Below are 19,019 nucleotides of genomic sequence, written 5' to 3' on the forward strand. Positions count from 1 at the left end.
GATCTACACTCGCGTATAATCGTCGGCAGCGTCAGATGTGTATAAGAGACAGCATAGGCCCCTTCCCTCCCCTGCGAAGCGGGGGAGGGTTAGGGAGGGGGCAATGCGCTTTACTCCCTCAACACCTCACGCAATGCTCTCGAACCCGTTGGTGATCGGATAGCGCCGCTCGCGGTTGAAAAGCCGCGGTGTGATCTTCGGGCCGGGAGGCGCCTGGCGGCGCTTGTATTCGGCCAGATGCAGCATGCGCCAGACCCTGTCCACCACCTCCGGCGCGTGGCCGCGGGCGGCGATCTCCGCCACGCCCAGATCCTTCTCCACCAGACAGCGCAGAATGTCGTCCAGCGCATCGTAGGGCGGCAGCGTATCCTGGTCGGTCTGGCCGGGCTTCAGCTCCGCGGTCGGGGCCTTGACCAGCACGCGCTCCGGAACGACGCGGCCCGCCGGGCCGAGCGCGCCCTCCGGCACCTGCGCGTTGCGCCAGCGCGCCAGCGCGTAGACGGTCGTCTTATAGACGTCCTTCAGCACGGCGTAGCCGCCGCACATGTCGCCGTAAAGCGTGGCGTAGCCGACCGACATCTCCGACTTGTTGCCGGTGGACAGCACCATGGGGCCGAACTTGTTGGACAGCGCCATCAGCGTGACGCCGCGGGAGCGCGCCTGAATGTTCTCCTCCGTGGCGTCCGGGTCACGACCCGCGAAGGCCGGCAAGAGCATCCGCTCGAACGCCTCCATCGCCGGGACGATGGGAACGGTGTCCAGCTTGCAGCCCAGCAGCTCCGCCGATTCCGCGGCGTCGTCCAGGCTGTCCTGCGCGGTGTAGGGCGACGGCATCATCACGCCGTGCACCCGCTCGGCGCCCAGGGCGTCCACCGCGATGGCCGCCGACAGCGCCGAGTCGATTCCACCCGACAGGCCCAGGACGACGCCGGGAAAGCGGTTCTTGGTCACATAGTCGCGCAAGGCCAGCACCAGCGCCGCGTAGACCGACTCCAGACCCTCCGGCGGAGCGACGCATTCCGTGTCGGCGCAACTCCAGACATCGTCGGCGCCGCGCTCCCAGCGGGTGATCAGCAAATGCTCGGTGAAGGCGGGGGCCTGCGCAACCAGCCGGCAATCGGCGCCCAGCGCGAAGCTGGCACCGTCGAAGACCAGCTCGTCCTGTCCGCCCACCTGATTCACGTAGAGCAGCGGCAGGCCCGACTCGGTGACCCGCCGCACGGCAAGCTGGACGCGCTGGTCGTGCTTGTCCAGCTCGAACGGGCTGCCGTTGGGGACCACCAGGATCTCCGCCCCGCTTTCCGCCAGCGTCTCGATCACGTCGGTGGACCACATGTCCTCGCAGATCGGAACACCCAGCCGCACGCCGCGGACGTTGATCGGGCCGGGCAGCGGACCGGGGACGAAGACGCGCTTCTCATCGAAGACGCCATAGTTTGGCAGGTCCACCTTGAAGCGGGTCGCCGCGACCGTTCCGCCGTCGAGCAACAGGGCGGCGTTGTGGCGTTTGTCGCCGTCGCGCCAGGGCGCGCCGACCAGCAGGGCCGGGCCACCATCCGCCGTCTCGGCGGCGAGTTCACGCACCGCCTGCTCCACCACGTCCAGGAAGAAGGGCTTCAGCACCAGATCCTCCGGCGGGTAGCCGGTCACTGCCAGCTCCGGGCAGACCACAAGGTCGGCGCCGCGCGCGGCGGCCTCCGCCCGCGCGTCGCGGATGCGGTCGATGTTGGCGGCGATGGCGCCGACGGTCGGGTTGATCTGGGCCAGCGCGATGGAGAAGCGGTCGGTCATGGCGGCGTCGTCCGAGAAAGCGGCGGATCGGCGACACCGTAACAGCCGGAGGCCGGGGGCGGAAGCGGCGCACGGCCGCAGCGGAACCGCCCCACCGCAAGCTGTGTTGCCGGAAGGACAGGACGCCAACAGAAGGATGACCGGTCATGCAGAAATCCGGGCAGGGTTCCGGTGCCACGACCTCCGTCTGGATGGACCGCGGCGGGGCGGCGATGCCCACCGGGACGGTCGCCCCTACCGCCGCGGCGCTGGGCGCACTGCGGCCTGATGTGATCATCGTCGGAGCGGGCATCGCCGGGGTCACCACCGCCTATCTGCTCCAGCGCTCCGGCAAGTCGGTTCTGCTGCTGGACGACGGGCCGCCGGGCGGCGGCGAGACCGGGCGCACCACGGCGCATCTCTCCAACGTCATCGACGACCGCTTCACCGAGATCGAACGGCTGCACAGCGAGTCCGGCGCCTGCATGGCCGCGGACAGCCACGGCGCCGCCATCGACACCATCGAGCGGATCGCCCGCGAGGAGGGCATCGACTGCGGCTTCGCCCGGATCGACGGTTATCTGATGCTGGCGCCGGGGCAGGACCCCGCCAGTTTGGACCGCGAGCGCGACGCCGCCCGCCGCGCCGGGCTGGACGATGTCGAGCGGCTGGACACCCCGCCCATCCGGCATCCCGGCCCCTGCCTGCGCTTCCCCCGGCAGGCCCGCGTCCACGCGCTCGATTATCTGGCCGGGCTGACCCGCGCCTTCCTGGCGCGCGGCGGCGCGCTGGCCACCGGGGCGCATGTCTCAATGATCCGGCAGGACGGGGAGCGCGTGCGCGTCGAGGCCGGGCCGGACCACGCGCTGGTCGAGGCCGATGCGGTGGTCGTTGCCACCAACTCCCCGATCAGCGACCGCTTCGCCATCCATTCCAAGCAGGCGCCCTACCGCACCTACGCCATCTCCCTGCGGGTGCCGAAGGGCAGCGTGCCCGACGCCCTCTATTGGGACACGCTCGACACCTATCACTATGTGCGGCTCCAGCCGGAGGCCGACCACGACCGGCTGATCGTCGGCGGCGAGGACCACAAGACCGGCGAGGCCCGCGACATGGCCGAGCGCTGGGCCGCGCTGGAGGCCTGGACGCGCGCGCATTTCCCCCAGGCCGGGGCGGTCGAGCACCGCTGGTCCGGGCAGGTGATGGAGCCCTTCGACGGGCTGGCCTTCATCGGCCCCGACCCGGCCTATGGCGGGCGGGTCTTCGTCGCGACCGGCGACAGCGGCATGGGCATGACCCACGGCACCATCGCCGGGCTGGTGCTGTGCGAGCTGATCCACGGCAGCGGCAGTCCGTGGGCCGCGCTGTACGACCCCGGCCGCAAGATGACCAGCAAACTCGGCACCTACCTGCGGGAGAACCTGGACGCCGCCCGCCACTTCCTGCCCTACGTGCAGGGGCCGGAGCTGGAGGGGGAGGACCGCATCCAACCCGGCCAGGGCGCGGTTCTGAAATCGGGCGTCTGGCCCGTCGCCGTCTTCCGCGACGAGTCGGGGGCGCTGCACCGCCGCTCCGCCATCTGCCCCCATCTGAAATGCGTGGTGCGCTGGAATCCCGGCGAGCGGAGTTGGGACTGCCCCTGCCACGGCTCCCGCTTCGCCGTGGACGGAACGGTTCTGAACGGCCCGGCCACCCAGCCCCTCGCGCCCGTGGAGGACTCCGCAAGCAAAAACTGATAAAATCCTTCGAAACCGAAGAGTTTCGACCGAGCGTTGCAGGAACCCTGCGACGAATTAACCTGTGGTAAAGGACTCCGGTACGATCATACCCTTACGGCGAAACGATCACGCGCGGGAGGCGGCGATGTATTACTCGGAAATGTCCGGACCGACAGGGACGACCAGCACGGTCCTGCAACAGGCGAACAACGCCAAGAAGGCAACCGAGAGCAAGGCCGCGGACGGCGCCAAGGCCACCGCCACGACCGCCGCCGACGCCGCGACTCCCGCGAAAAGCGCCAGCCCGGCCTACACGATCAGCCAGTCGATGGAAAACCTGCTCGACAACCTGTCGGGCAAGAAGCCCGCGGCGGCGGGTGCCGACGGTGCCAACGCCGGAGCGGCGGGCGACGCGGCCGCCGGCGGCAAGACCGGCTCCCAGGCGATGGCCGACCGGGCCAAGCAGGCCGAGCAGATCATGCAGAAGGCGCTGGAGCAGTCCAAGGGCCTCTCCGGCCTGTTCGAGAAGGCCATCGACAACATGGCCGGCGATCTCGGCAGCCTGCTCGGCGGGCTGGGCATGTCGGACGACGACGTGAAGGGCGCCGTCGGCGATTTCGGCAGCGCCATGAAGGACAAGCTGAAGTCCATGGATTTCAGCCAGATGGGCATGAGCATGGAGGAGGCCCGGTCGCAGTGGTCCATCGAGTCCCGCGGCATGGAGCTGACCATCCAGGATGGCGACAAGTCGGTCCGCATCTCCTTCGCCAAGTCCACCCTGGACTTCACCCGCGAGGACCGCGGGCTGGCGGCCACGCTGAACGCGGACGGCTCGGGCAGTGCCATGTTCTCCGCCGCCACGACCAAGGTGTCCGGCAAAGCCACCGGCATGATCGTCCGCGCCAACGGCTTCAGCGATGACGAGATCAAGGGCGTCCTGGAAAAGCTGAACGGCATGGCCGCGAAGGGCGGGATGAACGGCCTCGGCGCCCTGACCCCGACCAAGAGCGCCGATGGCGTGATGCACCTGAACCTCGACCTGTCGCAGCCCATCCCCGGCCTGACCGACGGCAGCAGCGCCGCCAAGGGCGCCGCCGCAGCGGAAGCGTCCCAGAAGGTGGACATCAAGGCGTGAGGAGGGGCGGGTCGTTTTCCCGGAAGGGACGCCCGCAAAAGGGGTGCGATCTGTGATAACGGGGGCCGGCGCTTGCCGTCCAGCCGGCTCCCTGTATAGAAGCGGCTTTCGCTGTTTCGGAGATTCGCTTCCCCATGACCGACCGCAACGCCGTTCTGGCCGCGAACCGGGCTTTTTACCAAGCCTTCACCGGGCGTGACTTCCCCGCCATGGACCGGCTGTGGGCCTCCCGCCTGCCCGTGTCCTGCATCCATCCCGGCTGGACCATCCTGTTCGGCCGGGAGGCGGTGGTGTCGAGCTGGCAGGACGTTCTGCGTTCCCCCCGCGGCCCAGCGGTGCAGGCACGCAACGAACGCGTCAGCCTGTACGGCGACACCGCCGTCGTCCTCTGCGAGGAGATCGTGGGAGACGCGGTGCTGGCGGCGACCAACCTGTTCGCGCGCGAGGACGGCGAGTGGCGGCTGGCCCACCATCAGGCCGGACCGGTCGCCGAACCCGCCTCGCAAATCCTGACGCCTCCCGACCGCCTACCCCCCGGCGGCCTGCTGCACTGACGGCGGCCCCTCTTCCCCCTCGCGCGTTCAGCGACGCTCCGCCGCCCTCTCCAACTGCCAGATCAGATCGCCCACCACCCGGTCGGCGGTGATCCGCTCGGGGTCGCTGTTGGTCAGAGCCACCGCGGCCCAGCGGTGGGCGCGTGAGAAGGCGATGTAGGCGTTGAAGCCGCCGGTGGAACCGGAATGCCAGAGAATCGCCGTGCCGTCCGCCGCCCAGGCGACGAACCAGCCCAGCGCCATCGCCCCCTGCCCGAGCGCCCCCGGGTCGCGCAGCGCCCGCCCGTCCACCTGCACCGACTGGGCGAGCGCCAGCGTCCCGGCGGTCTCCTCGTCGCAGGCGGCCTTTCCCAGGCCGGTGCAGTCGCCCATGTTGGCGCGCAGCCAGCGCAGCAGGTCGTCGGCGGTGGAGTAGAGGCCGAAGGAAGGCTGCATGGCCGGCGCCTCCCAATCCGGCACCACCTGCCCGCGGGCGTGGCCCACCGCCTTGCGGGCGCGCTGCCCGGCCGTGGGCGTCAGGGTGGTGTCGGTCATGCCGAAACGGTCGGTGACCACCCGTTTCAGCAGGGTCTCATAGGGAATGCCGGAGGCGGTGGACAGCGCCTCGCCCAGCACCGCCATGCCGACATTGGAGTAGCGGAAGCGCGTGCCCGGCGGCACCGTCAGGCTGAAGCCGGACAGCCACGCCCCCACCTCTTCCCGCGTCAGCGGCTTGTAGGGGTTGCGCGGGTCCTCCAGCCGGCTCCAGGAGAAGCGCGGTGTCTCCGGCACGTTGGGCAACCCGGCCGTGTGGGTGGCGAGGTCGAGCAGGCGGATCGGCGTGCCGTCGAAGTCCGGGGCGTGGACCGGCTTGGGCAGATGGCGGGCCAGCGGGTCGGTCGGGGCGACGCGCCCGGCGCGGATCAGCTCGGCCAGGATGGTGCCGGTGAACGGCTTGGTCAGCGAGGCGATCTGGAACAGGGTGCGCCCGTCCGGCGGGCCGCCGTCGGGCCGCCCGCTGTCGCCGCGCCCGACGACGAGGCTGCGCCCGTCGCGGATCACCCCGACGACGATGCTGCCCGCCCCCGCCTCGGCCAGCCGCCGGTCGGCCAGCGCGGTCACCGCCTCCCGCAGACGGTCCGGGGCCACTCCGTCCGCCGGGGCCGGGGCCGTCGCCCAGACGGTGAGCGTAAGAAACGACACGACACCGAGCACCGGCCCCCGCATCCCCACCCTCCGTCATCGGCGCGCGGAATGGGCGCGCTGAGGGAAGAGTGGGAAGCGGTCCCGCCCGGCGGTACGCCCGCGGACGGACATCACGCCAACGGAGCAGGCCGCGCCGGGCGGGTTAGGCCGGTAAGAAGCGGTCTACTCGGCCGGATTTTATTCGGTGGGAATTTCCGCCAGCGGCGGGCGGCGGTCCTTGACGATGGTCAGCGGCACGTCGTCGGCGGCGACCTCGATGATCGGCTGGCCGCCCAGCAGGCTTGGGCACTGCTTGACCTGGGTGAAGGCCATGAAGAAATCGGCCTTGCGCCAGTCCAGACCGGTGCCGTTGACCAGCTTCAGCCAGGGCGGCAGCTCGAAGCGCACGGCCAGCGTGTTGCCGCAGACCGAGAGGGTGTACTGGCGCGGCGGCGCCTTGCCGCCATTCTCGCGCTCCACCAGAGCGATCAGTTCGGCCAGCGCCTCGTGCTGGGAGTTGCCCCAGTAATCCAGCTCGAACCGGCCCTCGGCGCCCTTCAGCCCGCCGGTGAACTGGTTGTAGTAGACGTACTGGTTCGGGTGCATGGCGCCGAGCTGCCACGCGTACAGCACGGCCACCGCAATGGCCGCCGCCCCGTACGCCTGCCCCGTACGCCGGCCCAGCGCCTCCGCCCCGCTCCACAGCCGGTCGAAGGCGATGCCGGCCAGCACCGCCATCGGCGGCGCCACGAACAGGAAATGGCGGATGCCGTTGTAGACGGACGGGCGCATCAGCATGAACAGGATCACCGGCAGGAAGGCCGCCAGGGCCAGCGGCACCCAGCGCACCGCGCCGAAGGCGCCGTCCACGCTCCGCCAGCCGCCGCGCACCACCCAGAGGGTGGCCAGCACCACCGCAGCCAGGGTGCCCAGCAAAACCGCCTCCGGCAGCTTCACCCCCAGATAGACCGGCAGGTAGAGCGCCGGCGGGGCGGCGGAGCTGACCATCTGCCCCATGAACAGCGTCTGGATGTCGATGGGGAAGTGCGAGACGACGCGCAGGGCCTCCAGCGGGTTCAGCGGCTTCTGCACGGCCCAGGGCCAGAACAGCGCCATCACCGCGTAGGCCAGCGGAATGGCCGGCAGCAGGGGCGGCACGGCGCGCCGGACGACGCCCAGCGCCGGCCGCAGCCCGCCCTGCCACGCCACCAGCACGACATAGAGCGCCAGCGCCACCGCGAGGTAGAAGCCGGCCAGAACCCCGCCCACCCGGATCGACAGGGTCAGGCCCAGCGCCAGCCCGAACTTCAGCACGGCGCTGCGGCGCGGGGCCGGCATCTGGCCGATGATGCGGCTGGCGAAATAGAGCGTCCACACCATGCCCGCGGCGAAGGGCACGTCCTTGGTGTTGTTGAACATGGCGCCGTAATAGACGCCGGACAGCGCCAGCAGCGCCGCCGCCAGGAAGCCCGCCCGCGGCCCGGCCAGCAGCCGGGCGTAGCGCCAGCAGCCGGCGATGCCCAGCACCCCGACCAGCGCGCAGAGCAGGTGGCGCGTCTCGTACTCCTCGAACGGCGAGATCGGGACCACCACGGCGGTCATCAGATCGAACAGCCCGCCATACAGGTACAGGTCCTTGAAATGGAAGGCCGAGCGGTCGGTGAAGCCGGACAGGTAGAAGGACAGCAGCTTCTTGCCGTAGATGTGTTGCACCTCCTCGTCGGTGCTGATCCCGTAGTTCCGGAAGGTCAGCGCGGCGAGGATGATCAGGCACAGCAGAAGCGCGCGCGCCATGTCGTCCCACAGGGCGCCGGCGCGGCGCTGGGAGAGGGCGCCCGCCGGGGGCGCCGCCCCAAGGGGATTCAGGCCGATCGGCGGCATCAGACTCATGAACGGCGGTCCTCGCTTCCGGGCTGGCGCCAAGCGCCTGCATTGGCCGCCGGATTGGCCGCCAAATTGGCTGCTGGATTGGATGCCGGAGCCGCGGCCTCGTCCTCGAAGCCGTGCGCGGAACGGACGATGTAGAGGGGGCGCCCCTTCACCTCGTTGAAGACGCGGCCGAGATAGTCGCCGATGACCCCCAGCGTGACAAGCTGGATGCCACCCATGAACAGCACCGCGGCCAGCAGCGATTCATAGCCGGGCACATCGATGCCGTAGATCAGGGTGCGCAGCAGGCGCAGCAGGATGTAGACGAAGGCGAAGCCGGAGATCGCCATGCCCACCAGACTCCACACCCGCAACGGAAAGGTGGAGAAGGCGGTCAGCCCGTCGAAGGACAGGCTGAGCAGCTTCAGAAAGCCCCATTTGGTGTCGCCGCCGGCGCGCTCCCCCTGCTGGTAGGGGATGCTCGCCTGACGGAAGCCGACCCAGGCGAAGATGCCCTTCATGAAGCGCGTGCGTTCCGGCATGCGGTTGATGACGTCGACCACCCGGCGGTCCATCAGCCGGAAGTCGCCGACCTCGCGCGGCAGCTTGACCTCCGACAGGTTGTCGAAGATCCAATAGAAGGCGCGGGCGAACGCCCGGTGCTTCAGGCTCTGCCCCACCCGCGCGTGGCGCACGGCGACGACGACGTCGTAGCCCTCGCGCCACTTGGCGAGGAACTGCGGCAGCAGCTCCGGCGGGTGCTGCAGGTCGGCGTCCATCGGAACCACGGCGTCGCCGGTGGTGTGGCGCAGCCCGGCCGACAGGGCCAGCTCCTTGCCGAAGTTGCGCGACAGGTCGACCACCTTGACCCGTGGGTCGTCGTCATGGACGTCGAGCAGGCGGTCGAGCGTGTCGTCGCGGCTGCCGTCGTTGACGCAGACCACCTCCCACTCGGCGTCCAGCCGGTCGAGCACGGGCACCAGCCGCTCGAACAGCGCCGCGATGTTGGGACCTTCGTTGTAGAAGGGAATCACCACCGACAGGCGCCCCCGCTTCGTGCGGGCGGAGCGCGACGGCTTCGGGGCGGAAGCGGTGTCACCGGTGACGGGAGTGGGGGTGGAGGCAGGGTTGGCGGAGGTCGCCAGAGTGGGCGCGTCGGTCAGGGACATGGCCGGCCGTTGGGTCAGATGATCACGAGCCGGGTCGGAAGGGTCCAAGCAGGCGTCCCCGGCGGGGCGCTTCGCCCTTTGGCATATAGCACGATACATGTGGATGAGCAAAACGCCTCTATTGTGACCATCCACGGCCTAAGCCGTGACCAGCACACCGCTGGAACCGGCGCCGGAACGGTCCGTCGCTGGTGGGCTAACGCCACGGTCCCGACAAATATTCCAAGGCTCTGCAAAACCGCCAGAACCCGGAAGGATAAGGGCTTCCCCAAGCGTGCGTGGAGGGGATTCATGCCCGTTTTCGGGAGCCGGAAACCAGTTGGCACACTTAATGAATTGGTAAGCGGACGCTGCCATGTTTTGTATCTAAACCATCAGCCTCATCCGGAGTTTTCCCGACCATGAGCCTGTTCAACCATCTTCGGGTCGGCACCAAGATCACCGCGGCGAACGCCGGGGTTCTCCTCTTCCTGGTCGCCATCGGCGGCATCGGGGTCTACGCCCTGATGGACGCCAAGCACGGCTTCGCGACCTATCAGACCCTGGCCCGCCAGACCACCGAGGTCGGGCGCATCCAGGCGACGATGCTGGAGGTCCAGCTCCAGGCCAAGACCTTCCTGCTGACCGGCAGCGAAGAGGCCGCCCACATGGTGGACTCGCTGGCCGCCGACCTGGACGGGCGGATCGACGAGGCCAAGACCCTGTTCACCGAGCCGACGCTGAACCGCACGGTGACGCAGATGGACGATGAGTTGGGCCAATACCGCGAGGCCTTCACCCGCATCATGGAGTTCCAGGCGACCCGCAACGAGGCGTCGGCGGAGCTTCTCGACCTCGGGGTCAAGATGGAGAAGGCGCTCAGCGGCGTCATGGACAGCGCCTACGCGGACGGCGACACCGAGGCCGCCTATCAGGCGGGCATGGCGGCGCGCCACTTCCTGGCCGCCCGCAACACCGCCAACCGCTTCCTGACCGACGGCTCGGCGGAGAGCGCCGACATCTTCCGCAAGGAGTTGCAGAACGCCCGCGAGCGCGGCAACGCGATGCTCGCCAAGCTGACCGAGCTGGAGCGCCGCCGCGGCGCCTCCTCCTTCCTGGCTTACCAGCGCGTCTTCGCCACTCAGTTCGAGAAGGCGGTCGTCGCCACCACCAAGCGGGACGAGCTGGTCTCGCAAGTGCTGGAGACGCTCGGCCCGACCGTCAACGCACGGGTCGAGCAGCTCCGCGACGCCAGCGCCCGCCAGCAGGCGGCGCTCGGCACCACCGCCACCGAGAACATCGACCGCGCCCGGACGGTGACCACCGCCGCCGCCGCGGTCGCCGTCCTGCTCGGGCTGATCTCCGCCCTGCTGATCGGGCGCGGCCTGTCGCGGCCCATCGTATCGATGACCGACACCATGACCCGGCTGGCTGGCGGCGACCGCCGGGTGGACGTGCCCGGCCTGGGCCGCGGCGACGAGATCGGCGGCATGGCCAAGGCCGTCGAGGTGTTCAAGCACAGCCTGATCGACGCCGACCGCATGGCCGCCGAGCAGGCCGCCGAGCATGCAACCCGCCGGGAGCGGTCGGAGCGCATCGACTCCCTGACCCGCGAGTTCGACCGCATGGTGATGGACGTGCTGTCCCGCGTGTCCTCCGCCGCCACCCAGCTCAACAGCACGGCCCAGGGCATGTCGGCCACCGCCGAGCAGACCACCCGACAGGCCAGCGCCGTCGCCGCCGCATCGACCCAGGCCACCGCCAACGTGGAGACCGTCGCCGCCGCCGCGGAGGAGCTGACCAGCTCGATCCAGGAGATCAGCCGGCAGGTCGCCCAGAGCAACAGCATCGCCGGGCAGGCGGTCAGCACCGCCGAACGGACCGACGCCACCGTGCGCGGGCTGGTCGACGCCGCCCAGCGCATCGGCGAGGTGGTGCAGCTCATCAACGACATCGCCAGCCAGACCAACCTGCTGGCGCTGAACGCCACCATCGAGGCCGCCCGCGCGGGCGAGGCCGGCAAGGGCTTCGCCGTCGTCGCGTCGGAGGTCAAGAGCCTCGCCAACCAGACCGCCAAGGCGACGGAGGACATCTCCGGCCAGATCGCCGGCATCCAGCAGGTCAGCCGCGAGGCTGCCGGGGCGATCGCCGAGATCGGCCGCGTGATCGGCGAGATCAGCCACATCTCCACCACCATCGCCGCGGCGGTCGAAGAGCAGGGTGCGGCCACCCAGGAGATCAGCCGCAACGTCCAGCAGGCCGCCCGCGGCACGCAGGAGGTGTCGGGCAACATCGCCGGAGTGACCCAGGCGGCGGAAGCCACCGGCGATGCCTCCCGTCAGGTGCTCGACGCCGCCGATGGGCTGAGCGGCGAGGCGGAGGGGCTGCGCGGCTTCGTCTCGCGCTTCCTGACCGACATGCGGGCCGCTTGACGGTTTCGTCTTCCCCCCTCCTCCATCGGATTGCGCTGGAGGAGGGGTTTTTCTTGCGCCACGCCGGCCCTGTTGGGCAAATAGGGGTCACTGCGCACCCCGGACTGCTTTTCCCATCATGATCCTGACCCCGATCCCGGCCGAGACGATGCCGGAGGCCCTGGCGACCTTCGAGCGCCTGCTGGCCGGCAAGCCCCTGCCCCTCGCCGCCTTCCGGCGCATCGCCGCCACATGGCCGGTGCCCGGCGGCGTCGACACGCCGGAGCAGCGCGCCGAGGCGGTGCGGCTGGCCCACGCCCACGGCATCGGCACGCTGGACGAGCCTCCCAACGCCTCCTTCATGTGGGACGGCGAGGTCATCCGGACCGATGTGGAATCCACGGTCATCGTGCATGAGGTCGCCCACTGGCTGGTCGCCGCGCCCGAGCGCCGCGCGCTCTACGACTTCGGCCTGGGGCCGGGGCCGGAGACGACACTGCGCAAGGAGGCGCGCAGCCAGCAGAAGCTGACCTTCGAGGAATGCATGCACGAGGAGCAGCAGACCTCCCTGCTCGGCGTGCTGTGGGAGGCCGAGCTGGGCCAGCCGGCGATCCTCGCCTTCCTGGAGCAGAACTGGATGGAGCGCTGGGAGCGGGAGAGCACCGCCGCCTTCTTCATCCGCCATGTCGAGGAACTCTTCACCCGCGGCCTGATCGACGCCGAGGGCCGCCCGTCCACGGCGCGCGCCTGGGCGGACAAGCGGGCAGACGAACGGATGCGGGCTGCCTGACATTCGCGCTGCCCACAAATCAATCATAATACCCCTGGAGGCTGGACCGTCATGACCCGCAACCTGCTTACGCTGGCCTCCGCGCTGGCCCTGCTCGCCACCCCGGTGGCGGCGGACACGCTGAAGATCGGCATGATCACCACCCTGTCCGGCCCCGGCGCGGGGCTGGGCATCGACATCCGCGACGGCTTCGCGCTGGCGGTGGAGCATGCGGGCGGCAAGCTGGGCGGGCAGGACACCCAGGTCATCGAGGCGGACGACCAGCAGAAGCCGGACGTCGCGGTCGGCCTCGCCAACCGCATGGTCGAGCGCGACCGCGTGCAGGTGGTGACCGGCGTGGTCTGGTCGAACCTCGCGCTGGCGATGCTGCCGACGCTGGCCGGTGGGCAGACCTTCTTCATCAGCCCGAACGCCGGCCCGTCGCAGCTGGCGGGCGCGCAGTGCAACCCGTACTTCTTCAACGCCGCCTACCAGAACGACCAGATCCACGAGGCCGTGGGTAAGCATGTCCAGGACGAGGGCTTCAAGAAGGCCTATCTGATGGCCCCCAACTACCCGGCGGGCAAGGACGGTCTGGCCGGCTTCAAGCGCTACTACAAGGGCGAGGTCGCGGGCGAGGTCTACACCCAGGTCGGGCAGCTCGACTACGCGGCGGAGCTGGCGCAGCTCAAGGCCGCGGCGCCGGACGCCGTCTACGTCTTCTACCCCGGCGGCATGGGCATCAACTTCATCAAGCAGTATGAGCAGGCCGGGCTGAAGGGTGCGGTGCCGCTGTTCGGCCCCGGCTTCTCCTTCGACCAGGACATCCTGGCGGCGGTCGGCGAGTCCGCGCTCGGCGTCAAGAACTCGGCGCAGTGGAGCCCCGACCTCGACAACGCCGCCAACAAGAAGTTCGTCGCCGACTTCAAGGCCAAATACGGGCGCATCCCGTCCATGTACGCCGCCCAGGGCTACGACACGGCGCTGCTGATCGACACGGCGGTGAAGGCGGTCGGCGGCAACCTGAAGGACAAGGACAAGCTGCGCGCCGCTCTGGCCTCGGCCAAGCTGCAGAGCCTGCGCGGCGAGGTGGCCTTCAACACCAACCACTACCCGATCCACAACATCTACCTGCGCGAGGTGGTGAAAGGGGCTGACGGTGCGGTGACCAACAAGACCGTCGCCACGGTCTTCACCAACCACGCCGACGCCTACGTCAAAGACTGTCCGATGAAGTGAGGCGCAGCCAGGACGCCGGAGAATGGACGCGCTCCTCCTCGTCGAACAGGGGCTGAACGGGCTTCAGCTCGGCGTGATGCTGTTCCTGATGGCCGCCGGGCTGACGCTCGTCTTCGGCATCATGGACCTCATCAACCTCGCCCACGGCACCTTCTACATGGTCGGCGCCTACCTGACGGCGGCGCTGGTGCCGGTGCTGGACAGCTTTCCGCTGGCGCTGGCGGCGGCGGTTCTGCTGACGGCGCTCCTCGGGCTGGTGGTGGAGGCGGTGGCGCTGCGCACGCTCTACCGCCGCGACCACCTGGATCAGGTGCTGGCGACCTTCGGGCTGATCCTGTTCTTCAACGAGCTGGTGAAGATCGTCTTCGGCCCGGTCCCCATCTTCCTGAACCCGCCGGCGGCGCTGGCCGGGACGGTGGACCTGTTCGGGCTGAAATACCCGGCCTTCCGGCTGGCGATCCTCGCGGTGGGCATCGCGGTGGCGGTGTTCCTGTGGCTGCTGATCGCCCGCACGCGGGTCGGCATGCTGATCCGCGCCGGCGCCACCAACCGCGAGATGGTGATGGCGCTGGGGGTGGATGTCCGGCTGCTGTTCGGGCTGGTCTTCGCGCTGGGCTGCGGGCTGGCCGGGCTGGCCGGCGCCATGGCCGGGCCGGTGCTGGCCGTTCAGGTCGGCATGGGCGAGCAGATCCTGATCCTGACCTTCGTCGTCATCGTGATCGGCGGCATCGGCTCGATCCGCGGGGCGCTGGCCGGCGCCCTGCTGGTCGGCATGGTGGACACGCTGGGCCGCGCCCTGCTGCCGGCCGCCTTCCGTCTGGTGATGGACGCCGCCAACGCCAGCGCCGCCGGGGCGGCCCTGGCCTCCATGGCGATCTATGTGCTGATGGCGATGGTCCTGGCGATCAAGCCCAAGGGGCTGTTCCCGGCGCACTGAGGTCCGGAATTCTTGGAGGCAACGGAATTCACACGGATTTCGCGGATTTGGACACGGATGACACGGATTTTTCTGGTCCGTGCGCAACGCGAGACGCTTCGGTCAGCACGCGCCGGGCACGACCAAAAAGAAATCCGTGCTTAAATCCGTGAAATCCGTGAAGCCCTGCTGCCCGCCGAGAATCCCGAACCTTACCGCGGCCCGTAGGCCACCGGGTCGGCCAGTCCGGCCTCCGAGAAGCCCTTCAGCCGCAGCAGGCAGCTGTCGCAGGAGCCGCAGGCGGTGCCGTCCGGCGCCGGATCGTAGCAGGAGTGGGTCAGGCCGTAATCCACCCCCAGCTCCAGCCCGCGACGGATGATGCCCGCCTTGTCGAGGGTCATCAGCGGGGCGTGGATCGTGAACCGGCTGGTCCCCTCCACCCCCGCCTTGGTGGCGAGGTTCGCCATGGTCTCGAAGGCGGCGATGTATTCGGGCCGGCAGTCCGGATAGCCGGAATAGTCCAGAGCGTTCACGCCGATGAAGATGTCCGACGCCTCCAGCGTCTCCGCCCAGGCCAGCGCGAAGGACAGGAACACCGTGTTGCGCGCCGGGACGTAGGTCACCGGGATGCCTGTCCCCAGATCGGCCGCGCTGGCGTGTTTGGGCACGTCGATGGCGTCGGTCAGAGCGGAGCCACCGAAGGCCCGCAGGTCGATGTCGGCGATGACGTGGCGGTCAACCGCCATGGCCGCGGCGACGCGCTTGGCCGCTTCCAGCTCCACCGCGTGGCGCTGCCCATAGCGGAAGCTGAGCGCGTTCAGCCGGTACCCCTGCTCGCGCGCGATGGCCAGCACCGTCGTGGAATCCAGCCCGCCGCTGACCAGCACCACCGCATTCTTCGCGTTCATCTCTCAATCCTTTTCCATGGCTACTGACCTTTCCCATGGCCACATGGCCGGCCCGGCATAATCCCGTCCTTGTCCATGGGTCAACGCCAACGGCAGACGCCGCGCAACATCCCCGTGGCCGGATCGAAAAAACCTCAGGCTGTTAACGCTTCGGAAATTCCCCCGGCAGCATAGTCGTTGGCACGACGAACTTTCAGAAAGCAGGCATAGAACCGGCACCGCGACCTCCGCCGGTTGCAGGGGAGACATCGCCGTGAACGCAGTCCAACCGCCGCCCAGCGCCCAGGACGAACACGCGGAATCGCCCTGCACTGGCCCCACCTGTGACTGCACCGGCGCCGCCAAGGCGGCGGATTGCCAATCCTCCTGCCATCTGAACGACGCGGCCTTCCGGGACCGCGCCAAGGAAATCCTGTTCAGCGGACGGGTCATCACCGCCGGAGCGGTGCATCTGATCGGTCTGGAGGACATCCGGGCCCAGCTCGGCGACCGCTGGGAGCGGGTAAAGGAGCGGATCCAGATCTACACCACCCGCCTGCTCGAAAAGATGCTCTCCCCTCACGACGTGTGGTTCCGGCACGGCGAGGCCCAATTCATCATCGTGTTCGCCCACGCGGACATACAGGCGGCCCAGCTGATCTGCGGGAAGATCGTCGAAGACCTTCATCAGGCCTTGTTGGGGCACAGCGACACCAGCCAGATCATCGTCAAGACCGCGCTGGTGGAAATCGACGGCAGCGTCGCGGTCGGCAGCGCACGGTTGGACGACTTGCTGCTCCACGCGGCCTACCCTTCGGAACGACCGTCCGCCAAGCCGCAGCCCGGGGAGCGGTTCGAGGAGAGGCAGCGCCTGTCTCTGACGGATTTCGCGCTCGGGAACGGTGAGCCGCCGCCGCGGCCCAAGGTGCTGTTCCGCCCGGTCTACGATGTGCGAAACAAGGTGATCTCCACCTACACCTGCCGGCCGGATCTCCACACCTGCCGGCACATCAACCAGATCACCGCGGATGACGTCCTGCAGGAGGAGGCCATCTTCGATTACGACATGGAGACCCTGTGCCATGCCGTCCGCACCTACAATGAGCTGTACAAGAACAAATTCCGTTACGCCCAGACCATCCCCGTCCATTTCGAGACCCTCGCCTCGGTGCGGCGGCGGCGGGAGTATCTCCAGTCCTGCCGGATGATCCCCAATTGCCTGATCCCCTTCCTGGCCTTCGAGCTGGAAGGATTGCCGCAGGGCATTCCAAACGGCCGGCTGGCCGAGATGGTCACCATGCTGCGCCCCTTCGGCCGCGCCACCATCATCATCCTGAGGGAGGAAACCCCCGACATCGCGGTTTACGCCAACGCCGGCGTCAAGGGCGTCGGGCTGGCCATGGATTTCCGGGACGGCGATCAGCGCTGCATCGACAAGATCAACGCCTTCTGCCCCGTCCCACGCAAACACGGTCTGTTCGCCTATCTGGACGGCATCCGCAACATCGAACAGTTTCAGGCGGCGATCGAAGCCGGGGCGGCCTATGTCAGCGGGCCCGTGGTCGGCAAGGATTCCGACGTTCCCGAACACATGCGGCGCTGCACCGAAAAGCAGATGCTGATGAGGGCCAGAGTCAAGGCACGGCGCTAGTCGGCATAGGCACGTTCGGAAAAGGACGCTTCTTTTCGCATAGTCCGTCTGCAAAGGCCGGCCCCACGCTTCCGTTAACGCATTAGCAAGTGCGAAAGGATCATGCTGTTTGTGCAGTCGATCCATTCAAGTTCGCACCCATTCCAGGCGGCTGCCCTGCCTTTGGGTTCGCGCTCCCCACAACCGGAAAGGGAAGCTCGACCATGGTCACACACCATCCCTCCGGTCCGGACGATGCCCCACCGGAACACGACCCACCGCAACACGACGACGGCCTCACCCCGTCCTTGGCTCCGTCCTCCACCCAATCGATCGACGAGTCCTTCAAGGAACGCGCCCGGCAGATTCTGACGCACAGCCAGACGGTCACCGCGGGGTCCGTCCACCTGATCGGCCTCGATGAGATCCGGAATGAGCTGGGCGACCGCTGGGGAAGCGTAAACGAGCGGGTGCACGTCTACACCGAGCGCATGCTCAAGAAGGTGCTGTCGCCGCGCGACGTCTGGTTCCGCTATGGCGAGAACCACTACATCATCGTCTTCGCCCAGGCCGACCGGAAGGCGGCGCAACTGACCTGCAGCAAGGTGATGGAAAGCCTGCACCAGGCGCTGCTGGGCCACGCCGACACGCGGCGCATCACCGTCAAGACCGCGGTGGTCGATGTCGGCGGCGGGGTCGCCCTGGACACCGCGCGGCTGGCCGACCTGCTCAAGGACGCCGTCCACAAGCCGGAAGGCGCCGCGCCGGCTTCTCCCGCGGCGGCGGACGGCGCCATTCCGGCGGCCATTCCGGCGGAGGCGCGGCACCCGCACTGGACCGAGATGCCGACGGACACCATCACGCCGCAGAGCCGGCCCAAGGTGCTGTTCCGTCCGGTCTTCGACGTGAAGCACAAGGTGGTGTCGACCTACTGCTGCCGCACCGATGCGGACACGGCCCGCTATCTGAACCTGATGGACTCCTTCGACCCGGAGCGCGAGGAGGCGGTCTTCGACCTGGACATGGAGACGCTGAGCCTCGCGGTCAGCACCTACAACGAACTGTACGCCAACAAATTCCGCTACGCCCAGACCATCCCCATCCATTTCGGCACGCTCGCCTCCAGCCGGCGGCGGCGTGAATACATCCAGACCTGCCGGATGATCCCGCGCGTGCTGATGCCCTTCCTGGCCTTCGAGCTGGATGGGCTGCCGGCCGGCGTTCCCTATGGGCGGCTGGCGGAGATCGTGGCGATGCTGCGCCCCTTCGCCCGCGCCGCCATGGTCATCCTGCACGACGACGCGGGCGACCTGTCGGTCTACGCCACCGCCGGCGTCAAGGGAGTCGGGCTGCGGCTGGACGGGCGGGAGGACGAGCCGCACATCCTGGAGCGGGTCCAGACCTTCTGCCCCGGACCGCGCAAGTTCGGCATGTTCGCCTACGTGGACGGCATCCGAAACCCGGTGGAGCTGGAGGCGGCGGAGGCCGCGGGCGCCGCCTATCTGAGCGGTCCCATCATCGGCGAGGATTCGGAGGTGCCGGAGCACATGAAGCGCTGCACCGAACGCCAGCTCCTCCAGCGGTCGCGGCGGCGGCGCCACCACGACACGCCCTGGGGGTGAGCAGGCGGGGCTAAGCGGGCGGGCACCCGCTGTCGGCGCGACCTTTTGTGTTCAAGCCCGCCCATCTGTGCGAAAAGACGGGGCTACCAATTGGCCTGCCGATTGGCCTGCTGATTGGTTGACCGCCCCTCTTTTCCGGCCCTCCATCTGTCTCTTATACACATCTCCGAGCCCACGAGACTATAAC

Annotated in this window: 14 protein-coding genes; 9 read left to right on the plus strand and 5 right to left on the minus strand. The window is 68.7% G+C overall.

Going from position 1 to position 19,019, the window contains the following annotated elements:
• Positions 1–126 precede the first annotated feature (126 nt).
• Positions 127–1,791: an NAD+ synthase gene (locus Q4I23_RS19015; protein ID WP_498527210.1), complete on the minus strand. Its 1,665-nt coding sequence runs from the start codon at positions 1,789–1,791 to the stop codon at positions 127–129.
• A 146-nt stretch (positions 1,792–1,937) separates the two neighbouring features.
• On the opposite strand from Q4I23_RS19015, the gene Q4I23_RS19020 reads away from it, so the two are divergent.
• From Q4I23_RS19020 to Q4I23_RS19030, 3 genes are all read left to right on the plus strand, one after another.
• A complete protein-coding gene (locus Q4I23_RS19020) occupies positions 1,938–3,506 on the plus strand; it encodes an FAD-dependent oxidoreductase (RefSeq protein WP_498527211.1) in 1,569 nt (522 codons plus the stop codon).
• Between the two features lie 127 nt (positions 3,507–3,633).
• Positions 3,634–4,623, plus strand: a complete 990-nt coding sequence (locus tag Q4I23_RS19025) for a hypothetical protein (RefSeq protein WP_498527212.1) — start codon at positions 3,634–3,636, stop codon at positions 4,621–4,623.
• A gap of 134 nt (positions 4,624–4,757) precedes the next feature.
• Positions 4,758–5,177, plus strand: coding sequence for a nuclear transport factor 2 family protein (locus Q4I23_RS19030; RefSeq protein ID WP_188259067.1), 420 nt, complete (start codon positions 4,758–4,760; stop codon positions 5,175–5,177).
• A gap of 27 nt (positions 5,178–5,204) precedes the next feature.
• Here the strand turns inward: Q4I23_RS19030 and Q4I23_RS19035 are convergent, their stop codons facing one another.
• The 3 genes from Q4I23_RS19035 to Q4I23_RS19045 form a co-directional block, all read right to left on the minus strand.
• On the minus strand, positions 5,205–6,359 hold the full coding sequence (locus Q4I23_RS19035) for a serine hydrolase domain-containing protein (RefSeq protein WP_498527213.1): 1,155 nt from the start codon (positions 6,357–6,359) through the stop codon (positions 5,205–5,207).
• Between the two features lie 180 nt (positions 6,360–6,539).
• Positions 6,540–8,231 carry a glycosyltransferase family 39 protein gene (locus Q4I23_RS19040; protein ID WP_498527214.1) on the minus strand — a complete coding sequence of 564 codons (1,692 nt, stop codon included), beginning with the start codon at positions 8,229–8,231 and terminating at the stop codon, positions 6,540–6,542.
• Positions 8,228–9,379: a glycosyltransferase family 2 protein gene (locus Q4I23_RS19045; protein ID WP_498527220.1), complete on the minus strand. Its 1,152-nt coding sequence runs from the start codon at positions 9,377–9,379 to the stop codon at positions 8,228–8,230. The genes Q4I23_RS19040 and Q4I23_RS19045 overlap by 4 nt, the downstream gene beginning before the upstream one ends.
• Before the next feature lie 401 nt (positions 9,380–9,780).
• On the opposite strand from Q4I23_RS19045, the gene Q4I23_RS19050 reads away from it, so the two are divergent.
• The 4 genes from Q4I23_RS19050 (at position 9,781) to Q4I23_RS19065 (ending at position 14,714) form a co-directional block, all read left to right on the plus strand.
• Complete coding sequence (locus Q4I23_RS19050; protein ID WP_498527215.1) at positions 9,781–11,790, plus strand: methyl-accepting chemotaxis protein; 2,010 nt, start codon at positions 9,781–9,783, stop codon at positions 11,788–11,790.
• Positions 11,791–11,908: 118 nt separating this feature from the next.
• Positions 11,909–12,559 (plus strand): elongation factor P hydroxylase, encoded by a 651-nt coding sequence (locus Q4I23_RS19055; RefSeq protein WP_094301879.1) that lies wholly within the window; start codon positions 11,909–11,911, stop codon positions 12,557–12,559.
• 51 nt (positions 12,560–12,610) lie between these two features.
• Positions 12,611–13,777, plus strand: coding sequence for an ABC transporter substrate-binding protein (locus tag Q4I23_RS19060; protein ID WP_498527216.1), 1,167 nt, complete (start codon positions 12,611–12,613; stop codon positions 13,775–13,777).
• A 22-nt stretch (positions 13,778–13,799) separates the two neighbouring features.
• Positions 13,800–14,714 (plus strand): branched-chain amino acid ABC transporter permease, encoded by a 915-nt coding sequence (locus Q4I23_RS19065; RefSeq protein WP_498527217.1) that lies wholly within the window; start codon positions 13,800–13,802, stop codon positions 14,712–14,714.
• Between the two features lie 191 nt (positions 14,715–14,905).
• Here Q4I23_RS19065 and queC read toward each other — a convergent pair whose 3' ends face one another.
• The gene (gene queC, locus Q4I23_RS19070) at positions 14,906–15,601 is read right to left on the minus strand and encodes a 7-cyano-7-deazaguanine synthase QueC (protein ID WP_454018865.1); all 696 of its coding nucleotides are present in this window, start codon (positions 15,599–15,601) and stop codon (positions 14,906–14,908) included.
• A 253-nt stretch (positions 15,602–15,854) separates the two neighbouring features.
• On the opposite strand from queC, the gene Q4I23_RS19075 reads away from it, so the two are divergent.
• Both Q4I23_RS19075 and Q4I23_RS19080 read left to right on the plus strand, forming a co-directional pair.
• Complete coding sequence (locus Q4I23_RS19075; RefSeq protein WP_498527218.1) at positions 15,855–17,231, plus strand: hypothetical protein; 1,377 nt, start codon at positions 15,855–15,857, stop codon at positions 17,229–17,231.
• A 203-nt stretch (positions 17,232–17,434) separates the two neighbouring features.
• On the plus strand, positions 17,435–18,832 hold the full coding sequence (locus Q4I23_RS19080) for a nucleotidyl cyclase domain-containing protein (RefSeq protein ID WP_498527219.1): 1,398 nt from the start codon (positions 17,435–17,437) through the stop codon (positions 18,830–18,832).
• The last annotated feature ends 187 nt before the right edge of the window (positions 18,833–19,019 follow it).

The organism is Azospirillum sp. UFLA03-27, from assembly GCF_059803775.1.

Excerpts from the sequence above, each read along its gene's own strand:
- Q4I23_RS19055 (WP_094301879.1), top strand. The coding sequence starts at position 11,909 with ATGATCCTGACCCCGATCCCGGCCGAGACGATGCCGGAGGCCCTGGCG.
- Q4I23_RS19060 (WP_498527216.1), top strand. The coding sequence starts at position 12,611 with ATGACCCGCAACCTGCTTACGCTGGCCTCCGCGCTGGCCCTGCTCGCC.
- Q4I23_RS19015 (WP_498527210.1), bottom strand. The coding sequence starts at position 1,791 with ATGACCGACCGCTTCTCCATCGCGCTGGCCCAGATCAACCCGACCGTC.
- Q4I23_RS19030 (WP_188259067.1), top strand. The coding sequence starts at position 4,758 with ATGACCGACCGCAACGCCGTTCTGGCCGCGAACCGGGCTTTTTACCAA.
- Q4I23_RS19045 (WP_498527220.1), bottom strand. The coding sequence starts at position 9,379 with ATGTCCCTGACCGACGCGCCCACTCTGGCGACCTCCGCCAACCCTGCC.
- Q4I23_RS19025 (WP_498527212.1), top strand. The coding sequence starts at position 3,634 with ATGTATTACTCGGAAATGTCCGGACCGACAGGGACGACCAGCACGGTC.
- Q4I23_RS19050 (WP_498527215.1), top strand. The coding sequence starts at position 9,781 with ATGAGCCTGTTCAACCATCTTCGGGTCGGCACCAAGATCACCGCGGCG.
- queC (WP_454018865.1), bottom strand. The coding sequence starts at position 15,601 with ATGAACGCGAAGAATGCGGTGGTGCTGGTCAGCGGCGGGCTGGATTCC.
- Q4I23_RS19020 (WP_498527211.1), top strand. The coding sequence starts at position 1,938 with ATGCAGAAATCCGGGCAGGGTTCCGGTGCCACGACCTCCGTCTGGATG.
- Q4I23_RS19065 (WP_498527217.1), top strand. The coding sequence starts at position 13,800 with ATGGACGCGCTCCTCCTCGTCGAACAGGGGCTGAACGGGCTTCAGCTC.
- Q4I23_RS19080 (WP_498527219.1), top strand. The coding sequence starts at position 17,435 with ATGGTCACACACCATCCCTCCGGTCCGGACGATGCCCCACCGGAACAC.
- Q4I23_RS19040 (WP_498527214.1), bottom strand. The coding sequence starts at position 8,231 with ATGAGTCTGATGCCGCCGATCGGCCTGAATCCCCTTGGGGCGGCGCCC.